This window comes from Pseudomonas medicaginis (assembly GCF_965119365.1).
Lineage (GTDB): Bacteria > Pseudomonadota > Gammaproteobacteria > Pseudomonadales > Pseudomonadaceae > Aquipseudomonas.
Genome location: NZ_OZ221631.1, coordinates 2867162 through 2891727, shown reverse-complemented (window position 1 = coordinate 2891727; position 24566 = coordinate 2867162). Strand labels below are relative to the sequence as shown.

Annotated in this window: 21 protein-coding genes and 4 pseudogenes; 14 read left to right on the top strand and 11 right to left on the bottom strand. The window is 55.5% G+C overall.

Going from position 1 to position 24566, the window contains the following annotated elements:
• Window positions 1–197 precede the first annotated feature (197 nt).
• Entirely contained in the window at window positions 198–1040 is an 843-nt protein-coding gene (locus tag ACMTA2_RS12930) for a hypothetical protein (RefSeq protein ID WP_413795149.1), read from the top strand.
• A 201-nt stretch (window positions 1041–1241) separates the two neighbouring features.
• Window positions 1242–1454, top strand: coding sequence for a hypothetical protein (locus ACMTA2_RS12925; RefSeq protein WP_039011490.1), 213 nt, complete (start codon window positions 1242–1244; stop codon window positions 1452–1454).
• 130 nt (window positions 1455–1584) lie between these two features.
• On the opposite strand, the gene ACMTA2_RS12920 is transcribed toward ACMTA2_RS12925, so the two are convergent.
• From ACMTA2_RS12920 to ACMTA2_RS12910, 3 genes are all read right to left on the bottom strand, one after another.
• Window positions 1585–1833, bottom strand: a complete 249-nt coding sequence (locus ACMTA2_RS12920) for a hypothetical protein (protein ID WP_413795148.1) — start codon at window positions 1831–1833, stop codon at window positions 1585–1587.
• A 246-nt stretch (window positions 1834–2079) separates the two neighbouring features.
• The gene (locus ACMTA2_RS12915) at window positions 2080–2787 is read right to left on the bottom strand and encodes an RES family NAD+ phosphorylase (protein WP_413795147.1); all 708 of its coding nucleotides are present in this window, start codon (window positions 2785–2787) and stop codon (window positions 2080–2082) included.
• Window positions 2780–3451 carry a hypothetical protein gene (locus tag ACMTA2_RS12910; protein WP_047882825.1) on the bottom strand — a complete coding sequence of 224 codons (672 nt, stop codon included), beginning with the start codon at window positions 3449–3451 and terminating at the stop codon, window positions 2780–2782. Before ACMTA2_RS12910 ends, ACMTA2_RS12915 begins: the two co-directional genes overlap by 8 nt.
• Window positions 3452–3624: 173 nt before the next feature.
• Between ACMTA2_RS12910 and ACMTA2_RS12905 the strand changes: the two are divergent.
• Window positions 3625–4590 (top strand): annotated as a pseudogene (locus ACMTA2_RS12905) (AAA family ATPase); the annotation flags it as partial.
• Here the strand turns inward: ACMTA2_RS12905 and ACMTA2_RS12900 are convergent.
• Window positions 4577–5143 (bottom strand): LysR family transcriptional regulator, encoded by a 567-nt coding sequence (locus ACMTA2_RS12900; protein WP_413795146.1) that lies wholly within the window; start codon window positions 5141–5143, stop codon window positions 4577–4579. The pseudogene ACMTA2_RS12905 and the gene ACMTA2_RS12900 sit on opposite strands and share 14 nt — an antisense overlap.
• Before the next feature lie 318 nt (window positions 5144–5461).
• Here ACMTA2_RS12900 and ACMTA2_RS12895 point away from each other — a divergent pair, with 318 nt between their 5' ends.
• Window positions 5462–6238 (top strand): substrate binding domain-containing protein, encoded by a 777-nt coding sequence (locus ACMTA2_RS12895; protein ID WP_413795145.1) that lies wholly within the window; start codon window positions 5462–5464, stop codon window positions 6236–6238.
• Window positions 6239–6296: 58 nt separating this feature from the next.
• Here the strand turns inward: ACMTA2_RS12895 and ACMTA2_RS12890 are convergent.
• The 5 genes and pseudogenes from ACMTA2_RS12890 to ACMTA2_RS12870 all read right to left on the bottom strand — a co-directional run.
• Window positions 6297–7209, bottom strand: a pseudogene (locus ACMTA2_RS12890) (glutamate synthase-related protein); the annotation flags it as partial.
• Window positions 7210–7363: 154 nt separating this feature from the next.
• Window positions 7364–8299: an ornithine cyclodeaminase family protein gene (locus ACMTA2_RS12885; RefSeq protein WP_413795144.1), complete on the bottom strand. Its 936-nt coding sequence runs from the start codon at window positions 8297–8299 to the stop codon at window positions 7364–7366.
• 123 nt (window positions 8300–8422) lie between these two features.
• Window positions 8423–8572 carry a hypothetical protein gene (locus ACMTA2_RS12880; protein ID WP_413795143.1) on the bottom strand — a complete coding sequence of 50 codons (150 nt, stop codon included), beginning with the start codon at window positions 8570–8572 and terminating at the stop codon, window positions 8423–8425.
• 133 nt (window positions 8573–8705) lie between these two features.
• Window positions 8706–9812, bottom strand: coding sequence for a mandelate racemase/muconate lactonizing enzyme family protein (locus ACMTA2_RS12875; RefSeq protein WP_413795142.1), 1107 nt, complete (start codon window positions 9810–9812; stop codon window positions 8706–8708).
• 173 nt (window positions 9813–9985) lie between these two features.
• On the bottom strand, window positions 9986–11089 hold the full coding sequence (locus tag ACMTA2_RS12870) for a cis-3-hydroxy-L-proline dehydratase (RefSeq protein WP_413795141.1): 1104 nt from the start codon (window positions 11087–11089) through the stop codon (window positions 9986–9988).
• Window positions 11090–11208: 119 nt separating this feature from the next.
• On the opposite strand from ACMTA2_RS12870, the gene ACMTA2_RS12865 reads away from it, so the two are divergent.
• From ACMTA2_RS12865 to ACMTA2_RS12840, 6 genes and pseudogenes are all read left to right on the top strand, one after another.
• Window positions 11209–12237, top strand: a complete 1029-nt coding sequence (locus ACMTA2_RS12865; RefSeq protein ID WP_413795140.1) for a GlxA family transcriptional regulator — start codon at window positions 11209–11211, stop codon at window positions 12235–12237.
• A gap of 153 nt (window positions 12238–12390) precedes the next feature.
• Window positions 12391–13128: pseudogene (locus tag ACMTA2_RS12860) on the top strand (aldehyde dehydrogenase family protein); the annotation flags it as partial.
• A 586-nt stretch (window positions 13129–13714) separates the two neighbouring features.
• Window positions 13715–14833, top strand: coding sequence for an alcohol dehydrogenase family protein (locus tag ACMTA2_RS12855; protein WP_413795139.1), 1119 nt, complete (start codon window positions 13715–13717; stop codon window positions 14831–14833).
• On the top strand, window positions 14820–15941 hold the full coding sequence (locus tag ACMTA2_RS12850) for a mandelate racemase/muconate lactonizing enzyme family protein (protein ID WP_413795138.1): 1122 nt from the start codon (window positions 14820–14822) through the stop codon (window positions 15939–15941). Before ACMTA2_RS12855 ends, ACMTA2_RS12850 begins: the two co-directional genes overlap by 14 nt.
• A gap of 144 nt (window positions 15942–16085) precedes the next feature.
• Window positions 16086–17096, top strand: a complete 1011-nt coding sequence (proX, locus tag ACMTA2_RS12845; RefSeq protein WP_413795137.1) for a glycine betaine/L-proline ABC transporter substrate-binding protein ProX — start codon at window positions 16086–16088, stop codon at window positions 17094–17096.
• Window positions 17097–17177: 81 nt separating this feature from the next.
• Window positions 17178–18062 carry a DMT family transporter gene (locus ACMTA2_RS12840; RefSeq protein WP_413795136.1) on the top strand — a complete coding sequence of 295 codons (885 nt, stop codon included), beginning with the start codon at window positions 17178–17180 and terminating at the stop codon, window positions 18060–18062.
• 331 nt (window positions 18063–18393) lie between these two features.
• On the opposite strand, the pseudogene ACMTA2_RS12835 reads toward ACMTA2_RS12840, so the two are convergent.
• A pseudogene (locus tag ACMTA2_RS12835) lies at window positions 18394–18548 on the bottom strand (helix-turn-helix domain-containing protein); the annotation flags it as partial.
• A gap of 378 nt (window positions 18549–18926) precedes the next feature.
• Between ACMTA2_RS12835 and ACMTA2_RS12830 the strand changes: the two are divergent.
• The 4 genes from ACMTA2_RS12830 to ACMTA2_RS12815 all read left to right on the top strand — a co-directional run bounded on the left by ACMTA2_RS12830 (window position 18927) and on the right by ACMTA2_RS12815 (window position 22906).
• Window positions 18927–19703, top strand: a complete 777-nt coding sequence (locus tag ACMTA2_RS12830; RefSeq protein ID WP_413795135.1) for an SDR family NAD(P)-dependent oxidoreductase — start codon at window positions 18927–18929, stop codon at window positions 19701–19703.
• 3 nt (window positions 19704–19706) lie between these two features.
• Complete coding sequence (locus tag ACMTA2_RS12825; protein WP_413795134.1) at window positions 19707–20408, top strand: FadR/GntR family transcriptional regulator; 702 nt, start codon at window positions 19707–19709, stop codon at window positions 20406–20408.
• A gap of 207 nt (window positions 20409–20615) precedes the next feature.
• Window positions 20616–21392 (top strand): SDR family NAD(P)-dependent oxidoreductase, encoded by a 777-nt coding sequence (locus tag ACMTA2_RS12820; RefSeq protein ID WP_413795133.1) that lies wholly within the window; start codon window positions 20616–20618, stop codon window positions 21390–21392.
• A 44-nt stretch (window positions 21393–21436) separates the two neighbouring features.
• Complete coding sequence (locus ACMTA2_RS12815; protein WP_413795132.1) at window positions 21437–22906, top strand: amino acid permease; 1470 nt, start codon at window positions 21437–21439, stop codon at window positions 22904–22906.
• Window positions 22907–23092: 186 nt separating this feature from the next.
• Here the strand turns inward: ACMTA2_RS12815 and ACMTA2_RS12810 are convergent, their stop codons facing one another.
• The gene (locus ACMTA2_RS12810) at window positions 23093–24136 is read right to left on the bottom strand and encodes a GlxA family transcriptional regulator (protein WP_413795131.1); all 1044 of its coding nucleotides are present in this window, start codon (window positions 24134–24136) and stop codon (window positions 23093–23095) included.
• Window positions 24137–24566: the final 430 nt, after the last annotated feature.

Here is a 24566-nt window from a genome sequence, read left to right as displayed (position 1 = left end):
AAGGCGTCAACAGGTCAGGAGCGTCTGAAACCAGGCGTCCCAAGAGCTTTCTTGGGGGGTGTCAAAATGATATCTTGCGTTCTCAAATAAAGTCCCCGTCGCTGAGCACTAAGATATCGATGGCAATAGCGGCTTTACAGAAGCCGACTGATCTATTCCTAGGAGAATCAGGCCATATTTATTGGATTTCGAAGACAATGCCACATAAAGGTCACAAAAAATTGGTAGCTGAAAAAAATAATGCTGATGAAGTAGCAAGAATTGATCGATTTGTCCTTTACTTTTTGCTCATATGCTCGTTCGTAGTGCCGATATTTTCTATTTTTATTTGTGCTGATAAAAAAGATTGGGCGGCTTGGATTCAAGCAGTTGGAAGTGTTGAGGCTATAATTGCCGCCGCCCTTATTTCGATCGGCACACATAGAATGAATATCAAGGCTCAGCATGCTAGGCAGGCCGAAGAGCATGTGCGCGTCCTCGCCAATCTAAAAAGCTTGATTGAGGAAACCTACTCCTACTTGGTGTATATTCGTGATCATGCTGAAGGTGGGCTTGCTAAAAAAGATACGGCGATGCTTTTTCCACCTAGACTTGGAAGCTCAAAGAGCCACTGGTCGAATTATGGCTGGAAGTCAGCAGATATACGAAGAAGCCTGTCATTGTTTGAAAAAAATCTTGAGCAGCTATCGACAATTAGCTTCACCAGTATGGGTGACCCATTCATTGCGAGGAACATATTAGCCTTCATCGCCTATAGCAAAACGCTACTTGAGGAGGTAAGTACTGGCTGGGATATATTGGACAATCGGGAAGAGGTCCAGGCGGTAGATTACGAGCGTGGCGACCTAGATCCATTTAAATATCGCCCTGGCACCCCAAACCTATCACCGGCCCAGAAAAAAATCGGCTTATCTCATACTATCGCGCGAGGCTTTATGGTTTTTTACTTTAAAAATGATCTCCCAGAGTTAATTGGCGACGTCTACCAGAAGCTGATGGTCAGGTTTGATGCAGAATGTGGCGCCTCATGTTCTCCATAGACTGGGAAGACATCAGGTATCGCGACCGTCGGTATGGGCGCAAGCGGTCAGTCGTTTGCATTCCAGAGCGGCTATACACGAGCGCCCGCTATTGGCCGATTGCTGCCACTGAGTCTCAGCAAGTACTCTCTCGGCCTACCTCCCTTTGGTTTCCGTCCCTTCCGCTGCTACGCTCTTGAGTCCTCGATTGGAGTCGAAACAATGCCCACCGAATATTCACTTTCTGATGTTCTCGAGCGGCTGTACCAAAATCAGCTCGCCTTGGAGGCCGCGGTGATGGAGCTGACCTTGAAGGTAGAAGACCAAGGTGCAGCGGAGATAGGTGCCAACGTCCGAGGTGCACTTCACACCATCGGAGAAAATGCCGGACACATCAAGCAGGGCTTGGCTAAGCTGAGAACCCAGGGTCACTGATTTAACGGCCCATGCGATGGCGAGCTTGGCGGTTATCCTGCACAGCATAAAGGCTGGACTCGCCGAAGTGCCAGAACTCCCGCGCGCTGCGCGGCGACAGCGTGAAGATGCGGGCGCCCTCAACCTTTCGTTATGAAAAGCGGCGCACCTTGATAATCATGTCCGAAGCTACCTTATGCTTGGGCTTGGCCGCTCGAATAACCTTGTGCTGACCATCGGCCATTGTTTCAACGAGCATGCCATTCCTGATTTCCATCACACTGAGTCCGGCCGCCAGCATATTGATATAAGCCGCATGAATTGCGCCCTTCGCCATGGCTGGAATTTTCTCTTCCCACCGGCTCACCAGTTCATCACTTAACCTCTGGTTGACCTTCATAACGAGCTCCGCATTCTAGGCCAGCACGGCACCAGCCATCGTTGTTGCTGCGCTCTGTGGCAAGCACCACCAATTCCTTGGGATGTGCGCGAGACGTGTCTGGCCGTCAACGCCACATAAAATTTGTACGGAATCCTATCAATGCCCCATCAAAGCCCGCCGACTTCAGCAAGATCTAATGACTGGTGAGTGACGATTTCAGTCTCAGAGAGCGGATTCCAGGGGCCACTGTTCAGTCATTTTGACTCAGCTTTTTCCCGCGATGATAACGACCCCAATCCGCTCTGCCAGATCTAGCACCGTGTCGAACGCAGTCGAGTCGCCGGTCAAGCTGCGTGACACCCCCTGCGGATGGAGTGCGCCGTCAGGAACCCGGTCACCAAAGAGCACCACCGCCCGTGCCGAATCATCTTGTCGCGACACCCAAGACAGCCCTTGGGCATCTGGACACTGACGGTGGATTGCCTCGGCCCATTTGCGTGTCGCAGGATATTGATCTTTCTCGGTGTCGATCAGTTGTTTGCGCGTGATGCCCAGTTTCCGCAGTGGCACGCTGGACAGATCAACCAGGTGCAGCGGTTGGCTAACCTGGACGGCAGAATGCACCTGTCCAGTCAGCTTGCCTTTGTCGAAGCTCTTAAACCCAGCCGTATGGGGAACGTCGTGGAAGACGGTCTCCATCAAGGCGCAATCGACTGTCGTGCCGCCATACAAGGTGGGAATCGCCCGCCCCTGATCATTCTGGATCGGGCTGAAGCGTGCGTTGCCGTGCACACCAGGATTGAATTGATCAGGCTGATACTTATCCTGGTGCACACGGTGAAGCACATCGCCTTTGGCGATCACGGTGAACGTGACGTGCAACGTAGCCGCAGGCACTGGGGTAACGGACGCTGCCAAATCCGTGGGAGGCGTCGCCCTACCCTCACTGGACTCGGTACGCTGCTTAGCCATGGACAATACCTTGGATTTCATCCAGTGCTGCAGCAATCACCCGATCAGGCGCCGATGCCAACAGGTCCTGAGGTCTTTTGCCGCCCAGAAAACTGTTATCGGAGCGAAACCAGTAAGCCATCCCCCAGCCGTCCTTGTGGCCAGCGAAAGCCTCAATGATTTTGGCCAGTGCCTTGAACGGCCGATAGCCCGCGTCCGGGTCCAAGCCGTAGCCAGGGAAATAGTCGACCCCACCGTGGCTGATGGCAAAGATCTGCCCCTGCTTTTTCCATTTGTTGGGCTGGGCACTCGGGTTTCTAGTACTCAACTGTGCCACCTGGGCGATGTCTGCGGCGGTCAGCCAGTCACCGCTTTCCAACACCGCTTTGCGGGCTTGGACCAGCATTGCCGCTTCCTTGAGCAGGCGAGGCGAAGGCGGCTTACGCGTCACAAACACCTCGGCCAGTCGCTCCAGCGACTTCGGGTCCTGACGCTCCTGCAGCACCTCGTACATCGAAGAAGCCACATTGGCGAAGTTTTCCGCCAATGCCTCAAATACGCTGAGGTTGACCTGATCGAAAGACACGACCAGCACCCGGTCCGCATGCGAGCGGCTTAAGCTCGCCCGAATTTCCTTAGGCGTACCGACCAAGGTGGAGACGCCCGACTGCTCTGTAACGCTCATGGAAATCTCCTCATCAGTTATCTGCGCTATCCAATCCTAGCATATCTTGGATAACCCTAGCTCTGACCTAACAAGAAGCGCTCTCTCAACACAACTTTTCGTAGCAGCACACTGGCAAATGGGCGCATTGAGCAATACCCTGCCCGTACCGACCCAACGTTACGAGCTGAAACATGTCAGGGATTGCCATATTTGAAAGCCCACGTTGGCTACGAGATCTTCTGCGCTTCTTGCCGCTGAAGAGCCAATTCGTCCTGTCCGGCAACATCCGCGACCTGCAGGCCAGTGAAGTGGCGCCCGGCACGGTGACTGCGCAGAGCTTCAACCAAACTCTTTGTAATGCCTTGCTCGATGCCGGCTACACCCAGGTCATCGCCTGGGATCCCGTGTCGGGTTTCCGGGCAGTCGACAAACCCGGCTCCGCCCCTGAAGCCGGCCAGACGTTGCTTCAGGAACTTGGCCTGACTCCGATAAATGGCGCAGCACCCGCAGGTATCGATCTGCTGGGCGCCACCCTGCCACGGCTGGTGGGGCGTGCTGGCGAACCTATCGCGCTGATCATCGATTTCGCCTCACGCCTGGTGGTTCGCAACGACTCCCTCAGCGCGGCTGAACACCAACTCTTCACCCAAGCCCTGATGCAATCCCATCAGGCTCGCAGCCGTCCGGCCACGGAGCTGCGCAAACCTTTCTTCAATACCCTGCTCTGGCTGGTGGAAAAAGAAGGCGACTTGCCCGACTGGTTGCTGGTCGACAACCCGCGCCTGCGCCACATTCCCGTGTCCAAACCCGATCAATTGTCCCGCCGTGCATTGGCACCAGCGTTGCTCAAAGGGCTCAGTGGCAGCCAGGGCGCCAGTGAGGTGGTCATGCATCAGGCTGTGGAAGTCTTCGTTCAGAACACCGAGGGGTTGCTGCTGCTCGATCTCAGCGCCATTGCGCAACTGGCGCGGGTCGAGGGTGTAGCCATGGAGCAGATTGCCGATGCGGTGCGCCGCTACAAGATCGGTGTCACCGAGGACCCGTGGCTGAAGATCGACCGTCAGCGTATCCGGCATGCGGACGCGCTCGTCCACCAGCGGGTCAAAGGCCAGGAGCATGCGGTGACGCACATGCTCGACATCGTCAAGCGTGCTTTGCGCATCGAGGCCAGCCTCGATGTTCGAGCAACCCCGCCGTCGCATACAGGCCCACGCGTAAATCGCCCACATGCCGAGTGACGACGGAGGCCTCGGCCGGACGACGAATGCGTACGGCCACATCGGCCTCCTGCAATGCCAGGTCTTCCAGGCGATTCGACACGCTCAGTTCGAGCGCCAATTGGGGCTGGGCGGCGCGGATCTCGTACAGCATTGAAGGAAGCACTTCCACGCCCAGCAACTGATTGCAGGTGACCCGTACCGTGCCGCCAGGCACATTGGCCTGCGCGGACGCCGCACGAGCGAACGCTTCGGCGGCCAATGCCATCGATTGCGCATGGCCAATCAGCTCTCGGGCGGTGTCCGTGGGCATCAACCCCGCTGGCGAACGCACAAACAAACTCGTTCCCACGCTGGCCTCCAGTGCGTCAATACGTCGTCTGGCGGTGGCTTGGGCAATGCCCAGCGCTCGTGCCGCAGCGGACAGGCTTCCGGTTCGAAGAACAGCCAGGAAAACCCGTTGGGTTTCCCATTGAAATTGCGGGCGGCTCATATATTTCCTGTGAGCGGACAGGAAGATTTGATCAATTTTAATCAGGCAGAATCTTGTGCATGCTTTACCCGTATTGATGCGTTGCATCAACATTCAGTCGCTTAACACGAGACTTTACTCATGAAACTTGCCGGTGGTTGCCGTTGCGGCGCCGTATCCTACATCTGGGTCAAGCACAAACAGCCGTGGCTGAGCTTGCCCGCCACTCTCGCAACCTGGCCGGAAAGCCCCACGCCCGAGGCATTCGCGGCAGCGTTGAGCGCTAGAGATTGAGCAACGATCAGCGGTTGGATCAAGCCGGGATTCAACTGCGCGACAGTGATCTCAACCCTGTCACGTGTGAAGCAACATGCCCTTCGTCGCTTTTTTGCTGAGGCTGAAGCAATCGAGCAGAGGGCTCTTGCGGCCAGATCTGGGCCGTCTGGCGTGCTGAAAGTCACAGCAGCTGTCACGTTAGGCACTTACGTAATTGCACCTCAGCTTGTGCGTTTTCGAGAGCGTTTTCCTGAAGTCACTATAGATTTTCGGCTGAGCGATACGCTCACAGATCTCGTTGAAGAGGGCATCGATGTCGCGGTACCCATAGGCCAGTTAGCCGACTCCCGGCTGATTGCCCGAAAGTTAGCGGCCAATCGGGTTTGCGCTTTTGCTTCGCCCTCCTATATGAAGTGCTATGGAACCCACCAGCACCCTGACGACCTTTTCCACCATCAATGCATCAACGTCAGATTCAAAAGCTCAGGGCAAGACCTGCGATGGCCTTTTACCTGTAACGGGAAGCCATATCACATTGAGCCACGCTCAATAATCGTTGCGAACAATAACGAAGCCGTCGCGACCATCATCGCAAGCGGCGCAGGCATTGGAGTATCTCCAAGCTACCTAGCGGCGGCTTATGTCAAGCGTGGAGAGCTCGTGGCAGTGATGCCTGAATGTTGGGCGGAGCCGAATCACATCACGGCCCTATGGCCCGAAAACCGTCGTGGCAATCCAACAGTCCAAGCCCTTGTCTCATTTCTGGATGAGATTTTTCCCGATCCGACTCTATGGAACTTGACCATTTTTGGTGGGGAGTCCAGTCGCACAGCAGATTGAAGTTGAGGGTCTGAATGATACACCTCTATCGCGAGCAAGCCCGCTCCCACAGTTTGTGTCAGTAACCGGTACCGGAGCCCGGAATCCAACTGGTCCCCGCCAGCGGCACCCGCGCCATGGCCGCCGACTCCACCGTCAGCGCGACCAAATCCTCGGGATCTAGGTTGTGCAGGTGCGAGTTACCGCAAGCTCAGGTCATGGTATGGACTTCCAGCACCAGGATGCGCAGGTGTTGGCCAAGCGGCGCCCCCCACCGGATCCAGTCGCTTGGACATTTCCGGGTCCTGTGTGGTGTTCCCAGCTGGGCCGCGCCGTTCTGCCAGCCATCGTAGAACCATCGGCCGAGCCGATTTTCTTCAATTCCTCGCCCAGGCGTGGATGGTATCACCCCAAGGTAATCAGCGCCGCCGTCCCGATGGCCCACCGCATCCGCCCCCAGCGCCATCGCCTTGGCGAGGTCGGCACCATTGCGAATCCGTTGGGAAACGATCAACTGAACCTAGCGATGCATGCCCATTTCCTGCAAAGCCTGTATCGCTTGCGGGATGGCCGACAAGATAGGGATCCCCACGTGCTCGATAAAGGCTTCCTGCGTCGCCGCCGTCCCACCTTGCATGCCATTGAGCACAATCACATCCGTCCCAGCCTTCACGGCCAACTTGACATGGTAGTACGGCCGGCTGGCGTCGATTTCATGTAGATCGGCTTTTTCAATCCGGTGATTTCGCGAATCTCGGCAATCTTGATCACCAAGTTGTCCGGGCCGGTCCGGTCGGGGTGACGGCGGGGGCAATGCACTGATCGACACCACCGGCAAGCATGCGGCAACACGCTCGGTGACTTTCACCCCCCAGCAACATACCGCCGCCACTGGGTTTGGCGCCCTGCCCCAGGACGATTTCGATCGCTTCAACTTATGGAAAATACTGATAGACCGAATGCTGCGACTGGCCGCGCTCTTCCGGAGTCAAACTGGGCGCTTTTCTGATGTCCACCGGGCACCACGTCGCGGCGTGGCCACAGGTAGATAGCTACCTTTGATGAGGTCTAAGTTCACTGATCCCTGACACTTGCAGAAGTCAAGTGAGCTTCACGGACTTTGAACATAACCCAGGACAGCCTCCATCAATCCAATTGAAGTTCATTCAAACGCCGCATCACAAACAAGCTGACAATCAGGTCCAAGTGCCCACCACCCGCATTTTTGTACACAGTGATTTCCTTTGTCCTCCGCTCAAAGTCCGTTAATTGGCACAGATCGAAGAGATCCCCCTCGATCTGCGCGTCGCTGATTGCTCCCTCTTTCAGAGGAATCAAAATATCTCCTGCCACTGCCGCCGACTGGGAGTCATCGACAAAGATCCGCCCCTTGCCCAACAACGCACTATCCGCTTCTCGCATGTCCGGACGGAAGCTGCCGACCAGGTCAACATGAGTACCCGGCCGCACGTGGCACCCAAGAATTATAGGGGTAGATGAACTGGTGGCCGAGCTAATGATATCGGCTCGGGCTACCGCCTCGTTCAGATCTTGCACGATGAACGCGGCAAATCCCCGGTTCTGTAAATCGATGCGGGCATCCTGCAGTTTCTCCGGCGAACGATTCCACAGGAGCACTTGGCGAATCGAAGGCCGAATGTGCAGATAGGCGTCTGTGAGCGCCCGAGCGACCGGCCCTGCACCAAGCACTAGCAGCACCTCACTGTCCTCGCGGCTCAGTCGGCACGCGGCAAGAGTCGAATCAGCGGCGGTCTTAATGCTGGTAATGGCCGGGCCATTGAGTATGGCAGCGATGGCCTTGGTGGTTTGGTCGATCACCACGAACGCAGCATGTTCGGTGGGCAGTGGAGGTGCACATTTGGCGTTGGCGGGAAAAATCGAGGCGAGCTTTATACCCGCGCCTACCCCCGGCAGAATCACACCACGGCTGAACAACCCGTAGTCGGCGTCGCCTATGAAGTAGCTGTCTCCCAGAGGGCGTGAACCGAGGTGGGCCTCGTGCAGGGCCTGCAGTACGCCTTCCCAATCCAGTACTGACTGAATCTGTTGTGCGCTGATCATTCGCATTGTGTTCCCCAAGCGTAAAAAAGACAGGTCCAACTGTTCGCAGGTCCTGCCTGATTATTAGGTTGAAGCTGGTCGTCCTCACTATCGACACTGGCAAAATCCGAAGATCCTCCCGAGTTAGTGCCCCCTTTGATCTGTTTCGAGTACCAGCCCATCCGGGTGTTTATTGTCGGTGTTATTAATTCCCCGCAGCACCGAACTCAATCGACACTTCTCCAGCGCCAGGACGAGGAACTGGAATATCTGTACGATATTCAACTGTTCCATGCCACCGTGTCCATTCAAACCACCGCATGCGTCGTTTCAGGCAAATGTGACATTCAAAAAGCTCAACCTTTCAGGATTAACAAATCGATTTTAACTCTTCTTATTAGATGCGGAGTACCTAGTCCGGCTTCTATCAGTTAAAAGAAATCAGCGGAGCTCCCAGCAGGCTCTCTTCCGGGACGACGCCCAAACCGGGTCCCGTGGGTATTTTGATATGACCATTTTCGACCTTGACCCCATGATCAGGATCGTAGTGTCTATCAATGTAAGGCTCTGAGATCCATACTCCCTCAAGGAGATGCGGCATTACGGTCGCTCCCACATGAGCGCACGCCGCAGCCACAATGTCTCCGCCCCAAGAATCGTCACAGGTATGTGGAAGATTACGCGCTGCGCAGATATCTCTGAACGCTCGCATCGGATGTAACCCGCCAAGCCGGGACACCTTCATCCCAAAGCCATCCACTAAGCCCGTTCCGGCTGCCGTAATAGCAGTGTTGAGATTGACGCTGTTTTCATCCATGTAAAGGCTATGTCTTAGAAGTGGCCGGATTACCTGTAAATCTTCCAACGTATTGCAGGGCTGCTCCATCACAAAGGGAATGTGCGCGCATGCCTGGCTGATTATCAACGCATCTCGTGTGAGTAAACTCCTATTCGCATCCACGGCCAACCTGACAGCACTCCCTCGGATTGTTTCCCAAACTTTCTCGATGGTCGCGACATCTTCTTCCACTGATCGACCACCGATCTTCAGCTGAAGCCGAAGGTAACCTTCCGCCTTTTTTTCAGCCGCTTGACGGCTCGCTTCGTCAGGGGTCGCAACGCTGAGTGCGTAATATGACGGAACGCGATCAACCAAGGCACCACCCAAGAGGTCGGAGACGCTGACGCCTAGGTGTTTACCCAAAAGATCATGAGCAGCTATGTCGACTGCTGACTTCGCGTAGTTATGGCCCTGAAGAAGCATGTCCATGTGGCGATGCAAAGGTACCGGCAGCAGTGGAGCGCCGATTAGCCCTTTCCCCATTTCCTTTAGGGCTGCTACTGCCCCACCGGGAAATGATTCCGCGTACGTAGAACCCAGAGGACAAGTCTCACCCCAGCCAACCTGACCATTATCTGCGACAAGTTTTACCAAAATTGAGGAGAGCGCCCATATCTCCGAGTGAGCCATTTTATAGGGCCCATTTCGCACGGGTAAATCGACTTGATAAATATGAACTTCAGAAATCTTCATATGACAATTCTCTGACAGGTTTTCCGCTGTTTAGGTTAGAAAAATTGCTGACGAACACGCTACAGGAAACTTCACCAATCAAACTTCCGACTCAGCCATCAAAGCCAAGACTAAAATATTTAAAACCCTAGATACGTGGTTCCCTAGCAGTTCGTTATTCGGCACATTCTTGATCATGCTGCGACTACACACACCGGCTTGCCTAAGACATCCATGTCAGGAGTTACGCCAAGACCCGGGAGGGTAGAGGCTGTCATGAAGCCGTCCTTGATAACCGGAGCACCGTCGGCAATTTTCAGGCTGTGATACTCATGAAAGGCCGACGATTGGAAGTGAAAACCCTGAGGGGTCGAATGCGCGAGGTGCGCCAGGGCTGCCGTGGCTATCTCCCCTCCCCACGAATCTTCTATTGTCATGGTGATGCCGAAACTCACGCACAGATCACGGAATTGCCGTGCTCGGGTCAGCCCGCCTAAGCGACTGACTTTGAGGTTGACTACATCCATTGCGCTATCCTGGTAGCCTCGTATCAGGACACGTATATCGTCCATGCATTCGTCTAGGATAAAAGGATGGTCGGTGTGACGCCGTACCGCTAAACATTCCTCATAAGACAAGCAGGGCTGCTCTATATAGATATCGACATCTCGGATAGCTTTCACCACCCGTATCGCTTCATGCTGTTTCCAGCCGGTGTTTGCGTCGGCTGCCAGGATGTTGCCCGCTTGAAGTACCTCAGAGACCGCGTGGATTCGCTCGATGTCCTGGCTCGCCCCCGCTCCTACCTTCATCTGAAATTGGCGAAAGCCTTGCCGTTGATAGTCGGTGAGTTTGCTAGCCATGGCCTGTGGGTCCTGACGGCTGATCACCTTGAACAAAGTGATTTTATCTTGCAGGAGGCCACCCAGCAGGTTGTACACCGGTTGTTCGGTCGCCTTACCGAGTAAATCCCAGCAGGCCATATCAATGGCGGATTTCACATAGGGGTGGCCTTTGAGTAATTCATCCATTCGGTGATTAATTCGGCCAATCTGCAACGGATCCTCACCAAGCAGCCCCTGGGCGATCTGTGCCAGTCCGGCCCGCGCACCCTCTGCGTATGCTGGTAAGTAGGAAGGGCCAAGGGGACAGACTTCACCAACGCCAACCAAGCCGCTATCCGTCTCGATAATGAGAACTGTGCTGTCGAAAGAGGCAAAGCTTTGGGTCGACCAACTGTAGGAACCCTCCCTTAGCGGCAGGTCAACCTGGTAGATCGCGATTTTTGTGATTTTCAAAGATGCTACCTCTTGGCAGAAATACGAAGGACTGAGCACCACTTTATTTGTAATCTTTGCCTCCAGATTGTAGATTTAGGTCAGATCATGGTACGCCCCGGCATCTGGAGAAGAGCAGCATGCAATCGGACTTCACTTACCTCGGTCCCACAAGGCCCTCGCCCCAATTTGAAGCCCCTCTGAAGATTGGAATTGCTCCAACCCCCGACTTCACTTTGATGTCGCTTTCTTGTTTCGTAGAGTTTTTGCGGCTATCGGCTGACGAACGTGATTACAGTCGGCAGATATACTGCGCATGGGAACTGCTCTCTCATGACGACCAACCTATCGTCTCCAGTTGCGGCTTCTCGATGTTGCCGACTCAGCGCTTCGGCGACCCTAGCGACTATGACTACATCGTCGTACACGGGGGAATATTACATTCCACCAAACCCATTCCTGAAGCTTTGCCAGCCTTCATCAAGAAGGCTGTAAACGCGGGAATACCTGTAATTGGGCTATGTACCGGCCAATTCACCCTTGCCCGGCTTGGCCTGCTCAACGGCCTCCGCTGCGCGGTGCATTTTTCAATGGCTGCTGCACTGGAGCAGCTGCACCCTGACGTGATCCCCATCACCGACCAACCGGTTGTCCGTGATGGAGGTTTTATCACTTGTCCAGGAGGTTTAGCGTCTATTAACCTGGCAATGGAACTTGTCACCGACCACTGCGGGCGGGTGCGCTCAGACAAAACGCTGCATTATCTAATGGCCGACCGAGGCTTTGATAAAATGCAGGCATTTAAAGAGAATGATGAGATAGGCCTCAGATGCTCTGACCACAGGATTACCAACGCAGTCGGTTTGATGCGACAGCGAATCTATGAAACCGGCTCAGTGAACAGCATTGCCCGAGCTGTAGGTGTAAATGAGCGGGAATTGACCCGACTCTTCAATCAACATTTACGAACATCACCAGCACTATACTGGCGGCAGATTCGCCTTAAAGCCGCTCACTGGCTGGTGCTTAACAGTAATAGATCAATAACTCAAATCGCTCACGAGTGCGGCTTCACCGACAGTTCTCACCTCATCCACTGGTTCAAACGCACCTATCAAGTCACACCTTCCCGATTGAGGAGTATTCACAAAGAGTTTGGCGCTCACTGAAATATCTTCAGCGAATACCACCGGAATACCGCCAGACGGCAGAACTGCGTCGGAGGACCACGTTCTACCGCGTGGGCGAAAGTGTGCATCGAAATATAAGCATCACATCTCATGCAGACAACCGTTCTGCAATCGAACGCATAATCCATTTGCCTCAGCGTCCTGTGCGTGGCCGAGCTGGCACATGAAGCCGGTGTGCCCGCTGGTGTGTTCAACTTGGAACCTGGCGGTGGCGGTGACGTGGGCGAAGCGGCCGCCACATGGACATCCCGACGGTCAGCTTCACTGGCTCCCCCAGTTCCTGAAATTCAATGCCGAGTCCAACCTCAAGCGCATCGTCCTAGAGGCGGGCGGCAAGAACTATGCGGTCGTCATGAACCACTGCGAAGACTTCGACGAGGGCGCCCAGTTCGCACCACCGATGCGTTCTGGAGCATAGGCTAGAACTGCTCGGCCTCCTCATGCCTGATCGCTCACGAGGACGTCAAGGACGACCTACTGGCGTTGATCATGGTGCTGACCGAGCAACGCGTGTTGCGCAGCGACCATCTTCGATGGTATGGCCCACGACAGCATGATGTTCATCTAGGATATCTTTCAGCAGTGCTGAGGGCGACCAGTTTCGAGACCATCGACGAGGCGATCTAGCCGGCCAACGACACCATCTACGGTCTGGCCGCGTCTACCCAGACCGGCAGCCTGCGCAATGCCCTGCACCTGTCGCGGGAAATCCTCGTGGACGTATTCATCGCCAATTGCTTCGGTTAGGGAGATGCCTCGGCGCCATTTGGTAGTACAAAGAGTCCGGCTTTGGTGGGTATGACAGGCCCATCTGGCCTTGTGATCAGCCACACGGGGCTGAAGGCCATCTGGATCAAGGATTCCTGGTGAGCAAGACCGGTGTTGTCCTGACGAAGTTCGGCACCAACTTCCATCTGCAAAAGGTGGAGGTCCCCAAGGTACTGCACCAAGTATGGGCTAGCATTAGACCCATAGAGTCCGGCAGGCGCCTTCTAGATAACTAGAGATTATCGTTTATAGGCAGTAAAAGTGATTATACAGGCTTTGGGCGAAATGCTAGTTTCCATCCAGCACCACAAAGAGTTATTAAAATTCAGCACGATGGTCGCTTCTGCTCATCAAGGAGAGAGAACACGTGACAAATAACACCAATCAGATGACTCGCTTCCCTACTCTCACGGGACTGGTTCACATTTCTCACTTCATCCCGAGCAATATCAAAGTTGTCACTGGGGATGGAACTTCCCTTCTCAAATAAGCGTACTGAGTGTCTTACTGACACAGAAGCGTTTGTGCCTTCGTCTTGACTAAAAGACCTCGTTCTCCTGTTTATTCACAAAAATCACGCTCAGTTTAGGCTGTGAATTGATGCGACCCTACGTTCATTGAATGGGTTGCACTCGATTATCACTGTCGTGGCTGACGTCGTGCGGTTCCGTCAATAGAGAGGCAAATAATGATCTCCGTAATACCCGAAAGTATGCATGCCGTTCTACTCATGGGTCATGGTGGGCCCGATAAACTCCAGTACCACACTGACGTTAAGGTCCCACGTCCCGCCAAAGATGAGGTTCTGGTGCGCGTGGCCGCTGCCGCGGTCAACAACACCGACATCAATACCCGGATTGGCTGGTACTCGAAGAAGGTCAGTAGTGACACTCAAGCTGGCAACGCCGGGGGCTTCGCCGAGGTCGACAACGAAGACGCCTCGTGGTCAGGCGTGCCCCTGAGGTTCCCGCTGATTCAAGGTGCTGATTGCTGCGGATACATTGTCGCCGTCGGCGAAGGTGTAGCGCCGACTCGCGTTGGGCAACGCGTTCTGATTCGCAACATGCTCAGGGCTCCGGTGGGTCACGAGCAGTACCAGTGCTGGACGTATGGCTCCGATTGCAATGGCTCCTTCGCTCAATACACCGTCGCCCCCGATGCCGATACCTGGTCGGTGGATAGTGACTGGAGCGACATCGAGCTGGCATCCATCCCCTGCTCTTATTCCACAGCTGAATTGATGATGCAGCGCGCGGGCGTGAACGCAGATGATATCGTGCTGATTACTGGTGCCAGTGGCGGTGTCGGTTCTGCTGCCGTGCAGTTGGCCAAATGCAGGGGCGCGCGCGTTATTGCGATTACGACCAATAGCAAGCGTAGCCAGATACTCGAACTGGGTGCGGATGAAGTCATTGACCGTAATGACAACTTGCTTGAGCGCCTGGGGAAAAACAGCGTCACAGTGGTTATTGATCTTGTCGGTGGTAACGCCTGGCCACCCCTTCTCGATGCTCTGAAAACAGGAGGACGCTATGCGATCTCCGGCGCCATTGCCGGTCCGCTGGTGGAATTGGACTTACGTACTCTGTACTTAAAAGACCTGACCTTCTACGGCTGTACCTGGCAAGACGATAACGTCTTTCAGGCACTGATCAATTACATCGAGTCGGGTCGCATCCGGCCATTGGTCAGCAAACACTATCCACTTAGCGATATAGCCCAGGCACAAGAAGACTTTCTCAGTAAAAAACACGTGGGCAAGCTTGTCTTGGTGCCGCCTCAGGAGACTCGCGATGAAAATTCGTGAAATTGAAGTTTATCAAGTAGACCTGCCCTATGCTGGTGGTATTTATAAACTTTCGGGGGGCCGCACTTACACCACATTCGATGCCACTATCGTTTGCATACGAACCGACACGGGCCTGGAAGGCTGGGGTGAATCGACACCCTTTGGCCCTAACTACATTGCCGCGCACGCGCTTGGCGTTCGTGCGGGCATCGAGGAAATGGCTGACATGCTGATCGGGCGAGATCCTCGGCAGGTCGACCGCATCAACGACATAATGGACAGTACGCTCTTGGGCCACCTGCATGCCAAGGCCGCGATCGACATTGCCTGCTGGGATATCTTTGGCAAGGCAGTGAACCTGCCGGTCTGCGAGTTGCTGGGAGGAAGCACCGGGCTGTCCATGCCGATCATTGATTCGACCTACGCAGGCGACCCTGAAGACATGCGTCGGCGCATCGATGCCACCCGCAAGCAAGGCTACCTGGGCCACTCGGTCAAGGTTGGCGCAACGCCCGAGGAAGGCGGACCGGCCCTGGATGCTGCACGCATCGAAGCCTCCCTTGCCGATGCCCGTCCCGGCGAATACTTCATCGTCGACGCCAATGGCGGCCTCACCGTGGAACATGCGCTGAGAATGCTCAACCTGCTGCCTTCGGGCCTGGACTTTGTCCTTGAGGCGCCTTGTGCCACCTGGCGTGAACACATGGCCTTACGGCAGAAAACCAGCATTCCACTGATCCTGGATGAACTGGCTACGGATGATGCCTCCGTTTTGCAGCTAATTCGCGACGATGCCGCAGACGGCATTGGCATGAAGGTCTCCAAGCAAGGCGGCCTGACCCGAGCACGGCGTCAGCGCGATATGTGCCTTACCGCCGGGCTGACCATGAGCATTCAGGAGACGGCCGGATCTTATGTCTCCTTTGCTTCGTTGACCCACCTGGGACAGACCATCCCTCATCGCAACCTGCGCTGCGTGCTCGATCTGCGTCACATGTACACGCCTGTTACCGCGAACCTGGACATCCCGGTGATCGACGGCCGCATCCGCGCGCCGCTGACACCTGGCCTGGGTATAGAAATCAACCGGGATGTGATCGGCTCACCGGTAGCTATCTATCGTTGAGTCAACGCGTTACTTACCGCTCGAAAAGAATCGGGCGTGTATGCAATGAGTGTTCGAACGCGGCAGATCTTACGACCTCCCCGCTTGGACATTGAATATCCGCCAAGGCCGGCCAACAAATAAACTAAAAGAAAGGTGGTCAGTATGAAACGTTCCCTGATTGCACGATGGGCAGCAAGCAGCTTAGCAGTATTCAGCATTCTCTCAGGCCATGCGGCGGATGCCAGCAAACCTGGCGCTGGCGTTTCCATTACCCCGATATTCCCAACCATTGCTGAAGAGCGCTTTCGAGGCGAGATTGCTGTCGCCGGTCTGAAAGAGCTTGGGTACAACGTTAAGGAGCCCAAGGAAACAGAGTTTCCCACTATCTATGTCGCCTTGGCTTACGGCGATGCCGACTTCACCGTACATAACTGGAAAGCCCTGCACGCGTCGTTCTACGAGAAAGCAGGAGGTGACAAGTCCATGGAGAAGGTCGGCCAGGTCATGACGGGAGTGCTGCAGGGCTACATGATCGATAAGAAGACTGCCGAGCAATACCATATCAAGGATCTCTCCGACCTTAAGCGCCCGGAAATTGCCAAGGTCTTTGATACCAACGGCGATGGCAAGGCCGACCTGACCGCCTGCAACCCCGGCTGGGGCTGCGAGCTGATCATCCAGCATCACCTGAAAGCGTATGGCCTGGAACCTACCGTGGTTGATAACCGCGGCTCCTACTTCGCGTTGATGGCCGATACGATCGCGCGCTTCAAGCAAGGGCAACCGGTCTTTTTCTATACCTGGGTTCCGCAATGGATCGCTAACGTCCTGGTCGAGGGGCGCGATGTGGTGTGGCTACCGGTACCGTTTACCTCCCTTCCTGACGGGAACAACGAACAAGACACTCAGTATCAAGGGCAGAACCTTGGCTTCCCCTTGGACGTCGTGGAAGCGGTCATGAACAGAAAGTTTGCCGAGAATAATCCGGCGGCGAAGAAGTTCCTTTCCGAATATCGCCTCAGCTCCAAGGCCGAGAGTGAGCAGAATTACCGGATGCAGCAAGGGGAAAAATCCACTGCGGACATCAAGCGCCATGCTGCGGAGTGGATAGCGCAGAACCGCCAGACTTTCGATGGCTGGCTACAAGATGCCAGAGCTGCTGCCCAGCAATAACGAATCACTTCTGATCGGTAGGTATTACCGCTGCACGTGCAGCAATCGATTTCTTTTGTTGAGTGTAAGCAGGTATATGCGATGACAACCCTCCGATCAGAAGCCGCGCTGGACAATACTTTCTACAAAGGTTTTATATTGATCATCGTGGCGACGTTTCTGTTTTCCTCACACGATACGATCTCTAAATACCTGACATCGGCCTACCCCGTGATATTTATTGTCTGGGCACGCTACGCTGTGCACACCGCGCTGATGACCACTCTGTTTCTACCGAAAACCGGCCCAGCACTGTTCAAAACGGCAAACCTCAAGTTGCAAATCCTGCGTGGAATCTGCCTGGTTGCAACGAGTTTATTTTTTACTTCCAGCCTGCATTACCTGCCCTTGGCAGAAGCCACGGCCATCCACTTTCTCGCCCCCCTGCTGGTGATTCTCCTGTCGGTTCCACTCCTGGGGGAGCGAGTGTCACCCCGGCAGATTTCTGCGGCACTGGCAGGATTCCTGGGGACGCTTTTCATCGTAAGGCCAGGCGGTGATCTGTTCACCCTGGCGGTTCTCCTGCCCTTCTGTTCAGCACTGTGCTTTGCGCTGTACCAGTTGCTTACGCGTAAACTCAGCGAGTATGACAGCGCGATCACCAGCAATTTCCTGGGTGGGTTGTTCGCAACCGCAGTCATGTCGTTATTGGTTCCCTTTTTCTGGGTTACCCCGACCATGAGTGATGCGGTTCTGATGGGAGCATTGGGCACTTTTGGGATGATCTCACACCTGTTGTTCTCGCAGTCCTTCCGCTATGCGGCACCGGCGGTCCTAGTTCCGTTCAGTTACTGCCAAATTCTCTTTTCAACGATTCTGGGAGCTATCATTTTCCAACACATCCCGGAAACGCTTAGCCTCTACGGTATGCTGATCATTGCCATGAGTGGGGCCTGGGCGTTGTTCAAAGGGAGCAAGGCCGCATAACGAGCACAGTCAACCGCTGTATCAAAGTGCGCCCCACTTTCATGCGGTCAGCTCGCAAGCGCGGACCCTGGCCGGCGGCAGCGGTCTGGTCAGCATCACTGGCAAACCGAAACCTCATGCAGCCAAGGCAAGCCTTCCTGTACCCCCCAACACCCTGCTCCGAACAGACAAAGCGTCGACTGTTTCCCCAAGTGATTGATGGCGCATCTGGTGGAGACAGTCGACGTGATCGTCATGGGCCAAGGATAGTCTTGATACCCGATAGCAAAGCGCAAGGCGCGCTTAATACAGTGACAAAGGGCTGACTCCCACGAGGCGCGAGGCCCGCAGCTTACTTGCGTGTAAATGTCGAACGATAACTACCAGGCAGTACACCAAAAAATTCCGAAAACGACGCTGGAATTGCGGCGAGCTGACGAAGCCTGTCGCCACGGCGATTTCGGTCACGGACCGATTGGTTTGCTGGATAAGTTGGCGGGCCCGCGTGAATACAGACGCGACGCGGATCGGCGCCTGACTGGCGGGCGCCGCTCCGAGCGGGTGATAAACCATGTTGCTATTTTTGAGTACGCTCTCGAATGCGCTTGGCATAGGGCCTCGTTAATAAATAAAGACATCATAGCCTTTTCCACCTTGCGCCTTGAGCCCTACGTGAAGGTATGCAGCGCATTACACGCCATCCTCCAGATTAGCTGCGCGGCCTGCAATCACCTTGCTTGGCTCAAGCCGACTGTGCAACTTACCGAAAACGAACGGCTCGATCTGCGGAGCCAAGCGCAGGGAATGGGAGGGTTATCACCCTTATATTGATCGACTGTCAGCCCACGCGTACCATGGTCCGCTCCCTCCTTCAGGCTGTGATGCATGACCCACTCTCAAGGTCGACTCGTCGGTCGCGTAGCCCTCATCTCCGGCGGCGCCAATGGTGCAGGTGCAGCATCGGCACGCTTGTTTGCACGCCAATCAGCTAAGGTAGCCATCGTTGATCGCGATGCGGAGGCCGGGCTCAAGCTTGAGCAGGAACTCGATGCGCAGGGGTTCAGCGTGTTCTTCGTTTGTGCCGATGTTTCCAAGGCCGATGAAGCAGAGTTCGCCGTCAAGGCCACGATCGAGAAGTTCGGCTGTATCGACATCCTGTTCAATCATGCCGGCATCATCATTGTGAAGCCCTTCCTCGAATTCAGTATCGAGGAATGGGACGAGATGATGGAAAATAATGCAAAAAGCGCATTCCTCATGACCCGTCTTGTATTGCCGGGCATGCTAAAGAGAGGCTACGGCGTTCTTATCAGTACCAGCTCCTCCGCCGTGCGCGCCGCCACTCACCTCGAATCCCTGTACTGCGCCTCGAAAGCTGCCATGCACCAATTGGCCCGAGCGATTGCGGTCGAGTACCGCGACAAGGGCATCCGCAGCAATACCATTTGCCCCAGCTTTGTTCGCACTCGCCATGGTGAGCATGAAATTGCTCAACTGCGCGCCTACGGCGTTTTCGCCTCGGAACAGGATGTGAACATCATGCAGGGGAGAATCTGTGAGCCCGAAGAAGTTGCCAATGTCGCGTTGTTCCTGGCCAGTGAAGAATCCAGCTTCATCAATGGCGCTGAAATTTTCGTGGACAACACGTTTACGGCAGTTTGACGAATGCTTTGGGGTCTTCAACCAGTAGAGCAACAATCCGCCTACGGCCTGACCGTCGAGGCACTGCGCCGCCATGTCCATCTGGGACTGCTGCTCCCGGGTGAGCAATTACCACCCGAACGAGCCCTGGCCATTCAATTGGGCGTGTCTCGGGTGACGCTGCGCGAAGCACTGCGCGTCATGGAAACCGAAGACTACTTTGTGGTGCGCAGAGGTGCGCGAGGAGGCGTCTTCCTCAACGAGATCGATGTGCTGCGGGAGCTGTCTTCTCGACGCATCAGCCGAGATCCATCCATGGTCATGCGAGTCCTGGAGTTTCGGGAGGCCAATGAACCCCCGGCGGCTCGCCACGCTGCCGCTCGCCGCACCCCAACAGATATCGCTGCACTCGAATCGGCCTTCAATTCAATCAAGAGTGCGGACAATGCCGCCACCTTGCGCCGTGCCGAGTCGGTATTTTACCTGGCGCTCGGCGCCGCATCGCACAACCCGCTTTTATACAAGTCCATCGAAGACGCCTTGGTTGCACTTTTCGTGCTGCCAGACCTGACGCAAAGCGACAACGAGCCCCCCTCGAACATCGAAGCGGCGCAGCGCCTGCTTGAATCCATACGAAATCGGCAAGGTGTCAAAGCCGAACACGCTGCCCGCGAATTAATCTCAACGGATCGAATCCGCCTGCGTGACATAGTCGGTTTTACCTGAGCGGCAACGCGGAACTTTCCCCCCTCCCCTGTTATTCATTTTTAAAATCAGTTGCTTGCGCGGCCGCACCGAATAGGTGCCGCAGCGCTGGATGCCTGATCGCGACACGCAGGTTGCCGCCGATTGACAGCTTTTTTTCGCCATGGTCTATTGGTATTTAATAAATACCAATAGACCGATGCGGATAAAAAGAAGAGGCACTGCTAGATGGCAAACAAACCCAGATTGGACAATCAGAACGTACTGATCACCGGAGGCGCGGGCGGAATTGGTCGAGCGGCGGCCCTGCTGTTCGCAAAACAGGGGGCGAATCTCGCGATCATCGACAGGGACCCGATTGCTGGCACTGAACTGGTCGAAACACTGATCGCCTTGGATGCACGGGCTACGTTTTTTCAGGCAGACGTGAGCGATGCGCCGAAACTCATCGCGGCCATCGAAGCGGCCACGGCGACCCTGGGCTGGATAGACGCCCTCTTCAATCACGCCGGCACCATCGTCGTGAAGCCGCTGCATGAAACCACGCTCGAAGAATACGACAGCTTGATGGCGATCAACGCCCGATCCGCTTTTGTAACCTGCAAGGCAGTGCTGCCAGGCATGTTGAAGAGAGGCAAAGGCAGCATCGTAATCACCTCGTCGATTGGAGGCGAAAAGGGCTTCGCCCTGGAGAGCGTCTATTGCATGACCAAGGGTGCCGTCCTGCAGTTGGCCCGTTCGATCTCCGCCGAATACCGCGAACACGGCATTCGCTGCAACGCTATCTGTCCTGGGTTCGTGCGCACCGCCCACGGCTTGCGTGAACTCGACCAACTCGACGCCCAAGGCCAAACCTGGGAAGACGCCGGCCTGACAGCCACCCAGGTGCGAATCTGCGAGGCCGAAGAGGCTGCCACCGCCGCACTGTTTTTATTGTCCGATGACGCCAGCTTCGTCAACGGCGCCGCTCTCTATGTCGACAATGGTTGGGCCTCGAAGGGCTGAACCAACCTTGTCCTCGACACTAAAAAACATAAGGGGAGTTCAACATGTCAAAACACACTGATCACAACTCGGGGAACACCAGCGAAGACGCACGTCTCCTGGCTTTGGGTTATCGTCCCGAATTCAATCGAGTCCTTGGGTTGTTTGCCGACTTTTCCCTGGGCTATTCCTACATGAGCCCGATGGCGGGCATGTTCGCACTCTTCGCTACCGCACTCGTTGCAGTGGGGCCGCCCTTTTTCTGGACCATGCTGGTCGTTTTGCTGGGCCAGTTGTTTGTCTGCCTCGTCTTCGCCGAGGCTGCCTCCGCTTATCCAATCGCCGGTGGCATCTATCAATGGGCCCGACGCTTGGGCGGCCAACGCTGGGGATTCCTGACGGCCTGGATCTACCTGTTCGCACTGATTGGCACAGGCGCCGGCATTTCGGCTGGCGGCGCGCCCTTCCTGTCGGTGCTCCTGGATGTGACGCCCTCTGCGCAGTTCAATACCCTGGCCGGTATTTCCATCGCACTGATTGCCATCCTGGCCAACTTCGCCGGCACCAAGATATTGGCTCGCACCACTGAAATCGGGGTGTGGGCAGGCTTGATCGGGTTGGCCATTTGCGGCGGATACATGCTGGTATTTGGACAGGTACAGCCAGTATCAGTGCTATGGGATAACTTCGGCCGCGGGGATGGCAACTATACGTCGGCGCTGTTCTTCGCGAGCCTGATCGGCGTCTGGATTTTCTACGGATTCGAAGCCTGCGGGGACTTGGCCGAAGAAGTCACCGGTGCGTCGAAAGCAGTCCCACGTGCCATGTTGATGACCATCATCTGCGGCGGTGGTTCTGCGTTGTTGATGACCCTGGGCCTGCTACTCGCACTGCCAGACATGCAAAGCGCAGTGGACGGAACCTTGGCCGACCCGGCAGGAGCTGCGGTTCTGCAGGTCATGGGCCCGGTGGGCATGAAGCTTACATTGGTCTGTCTGCTGGCCGTGGTCATCAGCGCGGTCACCTCGGTGATTGCGTCTACCAGCCGACTGCTTTTCTCCTTGGGTCGGGACAAGATGATTGTCGGGGCCGGTCTGTTGGGTACGCTTAAAGGTTCTCGTCGCCTACCGGTAAGCGCCCTCTGGGTCACCGCCATATTGACCATTCTGATCTTGTCGATCGGCTTCGTGTCCAGCAACGCAGTCACTCAAATCATCAGCTTCGCGACAACCGGCGTCTATGTCTCCTTCCAGATGGTCGTCATTGCGTCGTTGCTGGCAGGTCTTCGCGGATGGCGTGCCGATGGAGAGTTCAAGTTGGGATCGGCGGGACTTGTGGTCAAAGTGATTGCGCTGGTGTTCGGCATCGCTTCCATCATCAACCTGATGTGGCCGCGCACGCCGGAAGCAGGCTGGCTGAACAACTGGCTTATTCTGATCTCCATTGTCGTCATCGTTGCGTTCGGGCTGATCCAGATGCTGACGCTCAACATGTCCAAAGACCCCATGCAGGGGCAATCCAGCCCAGGCGTTTGAGGCAACTGTGCAGGTTTCGCTCCATTTGAATGTTGGGGGCCGGTTAACCGGTCCCCAGTTTTTTGGCCGGACTCAGCCACAACCGTCCCTGATATTGCGGCTCAATACAACAAGGCTAACGTGGGTTTGGTCGCGAAAGCGGAGTATCCGCTTACAAGAAATCACCATGATTGGACACCCCACTTCTTATCGCATGGCTTGCTTACGCTCCGATTTCGGACGGTAGCTTCCAGGCGGCACACCAAAGAAATCCCTGAAACGACGCTGGAAGTGCGGGGAACTGACGAAGCCTGTCGCCACGGCGATCTCCGTCACGGACCGATTGGTTTGTTGGAGAAGTTGGCGGGCACGCGTCAGGCGCAATTCCAGGTAATACCGTGTTGGAGTCGCTCCGAGAAAACTGCAGAACCGCCGCTCCAACTGCCGCTTGGAAATCTTCACGCACACCGCCAGCTCATCAATGGTCAAGGGCTCTTCGACGTTCTGCCACATCAGTTCCAACGCCAACTTGAGGCTTTCCGGCAGCGTCGGGTCGGTCTCAACGAAAACCGGCGGCAAGTCCGTCGCGTCGTCGCCGGACTCATCACAACGCAGAATTTCCTCGATGGCTCCCACCAGCGCCGCTCCACCCGTCTGGCGAATCAACTGGAGCATCATGCGCAACGAACTGTTGGCGCCTGCGCAACTGACCCGCTCCCGATCAACCACATAGGCCCGGCTGGACACCTTCACGTGGGGAAACACCTCCGCCATCATGGCACGGCTTTCCGGGTGGACAGCGCATTCGAAACCATCCAGCAGATTGGCATCGGCCACGAAGAAAGCACCATTCCACAACCCGCCCAGGATCGCCCCGGACGCCGCATGGGCGCGCAGCTTGCGGCGCAGCAAGGGATGGCCTTGCAACTTCACGCGAAAGCCCCCGGCGACGATTAGCACGTCCTGATTTTCCGGCATCTGCGCCAGTTCGATGTCGGTGGAGATGACAATGCCCAGGTCGCTCGTCACCTGCCCATCTGATACCCCCACCGTCAGCACCTCATAGAGCGGCATGTCGCTCATCAGGTTGGCGGTCACCAGGGCATCCACCGCGCCGGTAAAGGACATCATCGAGAAGTTGTTCATCAATACAAGCGCAACGCGGGTCGGCGCCTCGTTTGGGGGCGCCGATCCGAGTGGCCGATAAGCCATGTTCTTGTTTTTGAGTACGCTCTCGAATGCGCTTGGCATAGGGCCTCGTTAAGATATTAAGATGATGAGGATTGGCTGCACATGGGAGCCCTAAGCCGCAAGGCAAACCACGCTATCTTCCAGACTAGTCAAGCCGGCTACAATCGCGCCTGCGCCGCCTACCGATCGGCCCGCGCTCACCTGTCTAGGAGCTCGCCGACTACCAACAGGCCAATCAGCATGGCAAACATCAACAGCATGTAGTCAAACGGCTGGAGTGTGGCCGCCGTTGTATGCTTCAGTGCCTGGAAATAATAGCTGGGCCACGATGAACTCGCCCCAATCAATCCCCCAGCCAACGCTATACACTCGCTGAACGCTTGAGGCGCATGTTGCCGTTCAGGCAGGGAAGAGGCTGGGTATGATCATAATCAATATACATATGATCATTCTGTCGCAGCCCTTCTCTAGCGATGGCCAGTGCGTAACG

What these genes read in the sequence shown, in the direction of transcription:
- ACMTA2_RS12930 (WP_413795149.1), top strand. Translation starts at nt 198, where the DNA reads ATGCCACATAAAGGTCACAAAAAATTGGTAGCTGAAAAAAATAATGCT.
- ACMTA2_RS12925 (WP_039011490.1), top strand. Translation starts at nt 1,242, where the DNA reads ATGCCCACCGAATATTCACTTTCTGATGTTCTCGAGCGGCTGTACCAA.
- ACMTA2_RS12920 (WP_413795148.1), bottom strand. Translation starts at nt 1,833, where the DNA reads ATGAAGGTCAACCAGAGGTTAAGTGATGAACTGGTGAGCCGGTGGGAA.
- ACMTA2_RS12915 (WP_413795147.1), bottom strand. Translation starts at nt 2,787, where the DNA reads ATGGCTAAGCAGCGTACCGAGTCCAGTGAGGGTAGGGCGACGCCTCCC.
- ACMTA2_RS12910 (WP_047882825.1), bottom strand. Translation starts at nt 3,451, where the DNA reads ATGAGCGTTACAGAGCAGTCGGGCGTCTCCACCTTGGTCGGTACGCCT.
- ACMTA2_RS12900 (WP_413795146.1), bottom strand. Translation starts at nt 5,143, where the DNA reads ATGAGCCGCCCGCAATTTCAATGGGAAACCCAACGGGTTTTCCTGGCT.
- ACMTA2_RS12885 (WP_413795144.1), bottom strand. Translation starts at nt 8,299, where the DNA reads ATGATCAGCGCACAACAGATTCAGTCAGTACTGGATTGGGAAGGCGTA.
- ACMTA2_RS12880 (WP_413795143.1), bottom strand. Translation starts at nt 8,572, where the DNA reads ATGGAACAGTTGAATATCGTACAGATATTCCAGTTCCTCGTCCTGGCG.
- ACMTA2_RS12875 (WP_413795142.1), bottom strand. Translation starts at nt 9,812, where the DNA reads ATGAAGATTTCTGAAGTTCATATTTATCAAGTCGATTTACCCGTGCGA.
- ACMTA2_RS12865 (WP_413795140.1), top strand. Translation starts at nt 11,209, where the DNA reads ATGCAATCGGACTTCACTTACCTCGGTCCCACAAGGCCCTCGCCCCAA.
- ACMTA2_RS12855 (WP_413795139.1), top strand. Translation starts at nt 13,715, where the DNA reads ATGATCTCCGTAATACCCGAAAGTATGCATGCCGTTCTACTCATGGGT.
- ACMTA2_RS12850 (WP_413795138.1), top strand. Translation starts at nt 14,820, where the DNA reads ATGAAAATTCGTGAAATTGAAGTTTATCAAGTAGACCTGCCCTATGCT.
- proX (WP_413795137.1), top strand. Translation starts at nt 16,086, where the DNA reads ATGAAACGTTCCCTGATTGCACGATGGGCAGCAAGCAGCTTAGCAGTA.
- ACMTA2_RS12840 (WP_413795136.1), top strand. Translation starts at nt 17,178, where the DNA reads ATGACAACCCTCCGATCAGAAGCCGCGCTGGACAATACTTTCTACAAA.
- ACMTA2_RS12830 (WP_413795135.1), top strand. Translation starts at nt 18,927, where the DNA reads ATGACCCACTCTCAAGGTCGACTCGTCGGTCGCGTAGCCCTCATCTCC.
- ACMTA2_RS12825 (WP_413795134.1), top strand. Translation starts at nt 19,707, where the DNA reads ATGCTTTGGGGTCTTCAACCAGTAGAGCAACAATCCGCCTACGGCCTG.
- ACMTA2_RS12820 (WP_413795133.1), top strand. Translation starts at nt 20,616, where the DNA reads ATGGCAAACAAACCCAGATTGGACAATCAGAACGTACTGATCACCGGA.
- ACMTA2_RS12815 (WP_413795132.1), top strand. Translation starts at nt 21,437, where the DNA reads ATGTCAAAACACACTGATCACAACTCGGGGAACACCAGCGAAGACGCA.
- ACMTA2_RS12810 (WP_413795131.1), bottom strand. Translation starts at nt 24,136, where the DNA reads ATGCCAAGCGCATTCGAGAGCGTACTCAAAAACAAGAACATGGCTTAT.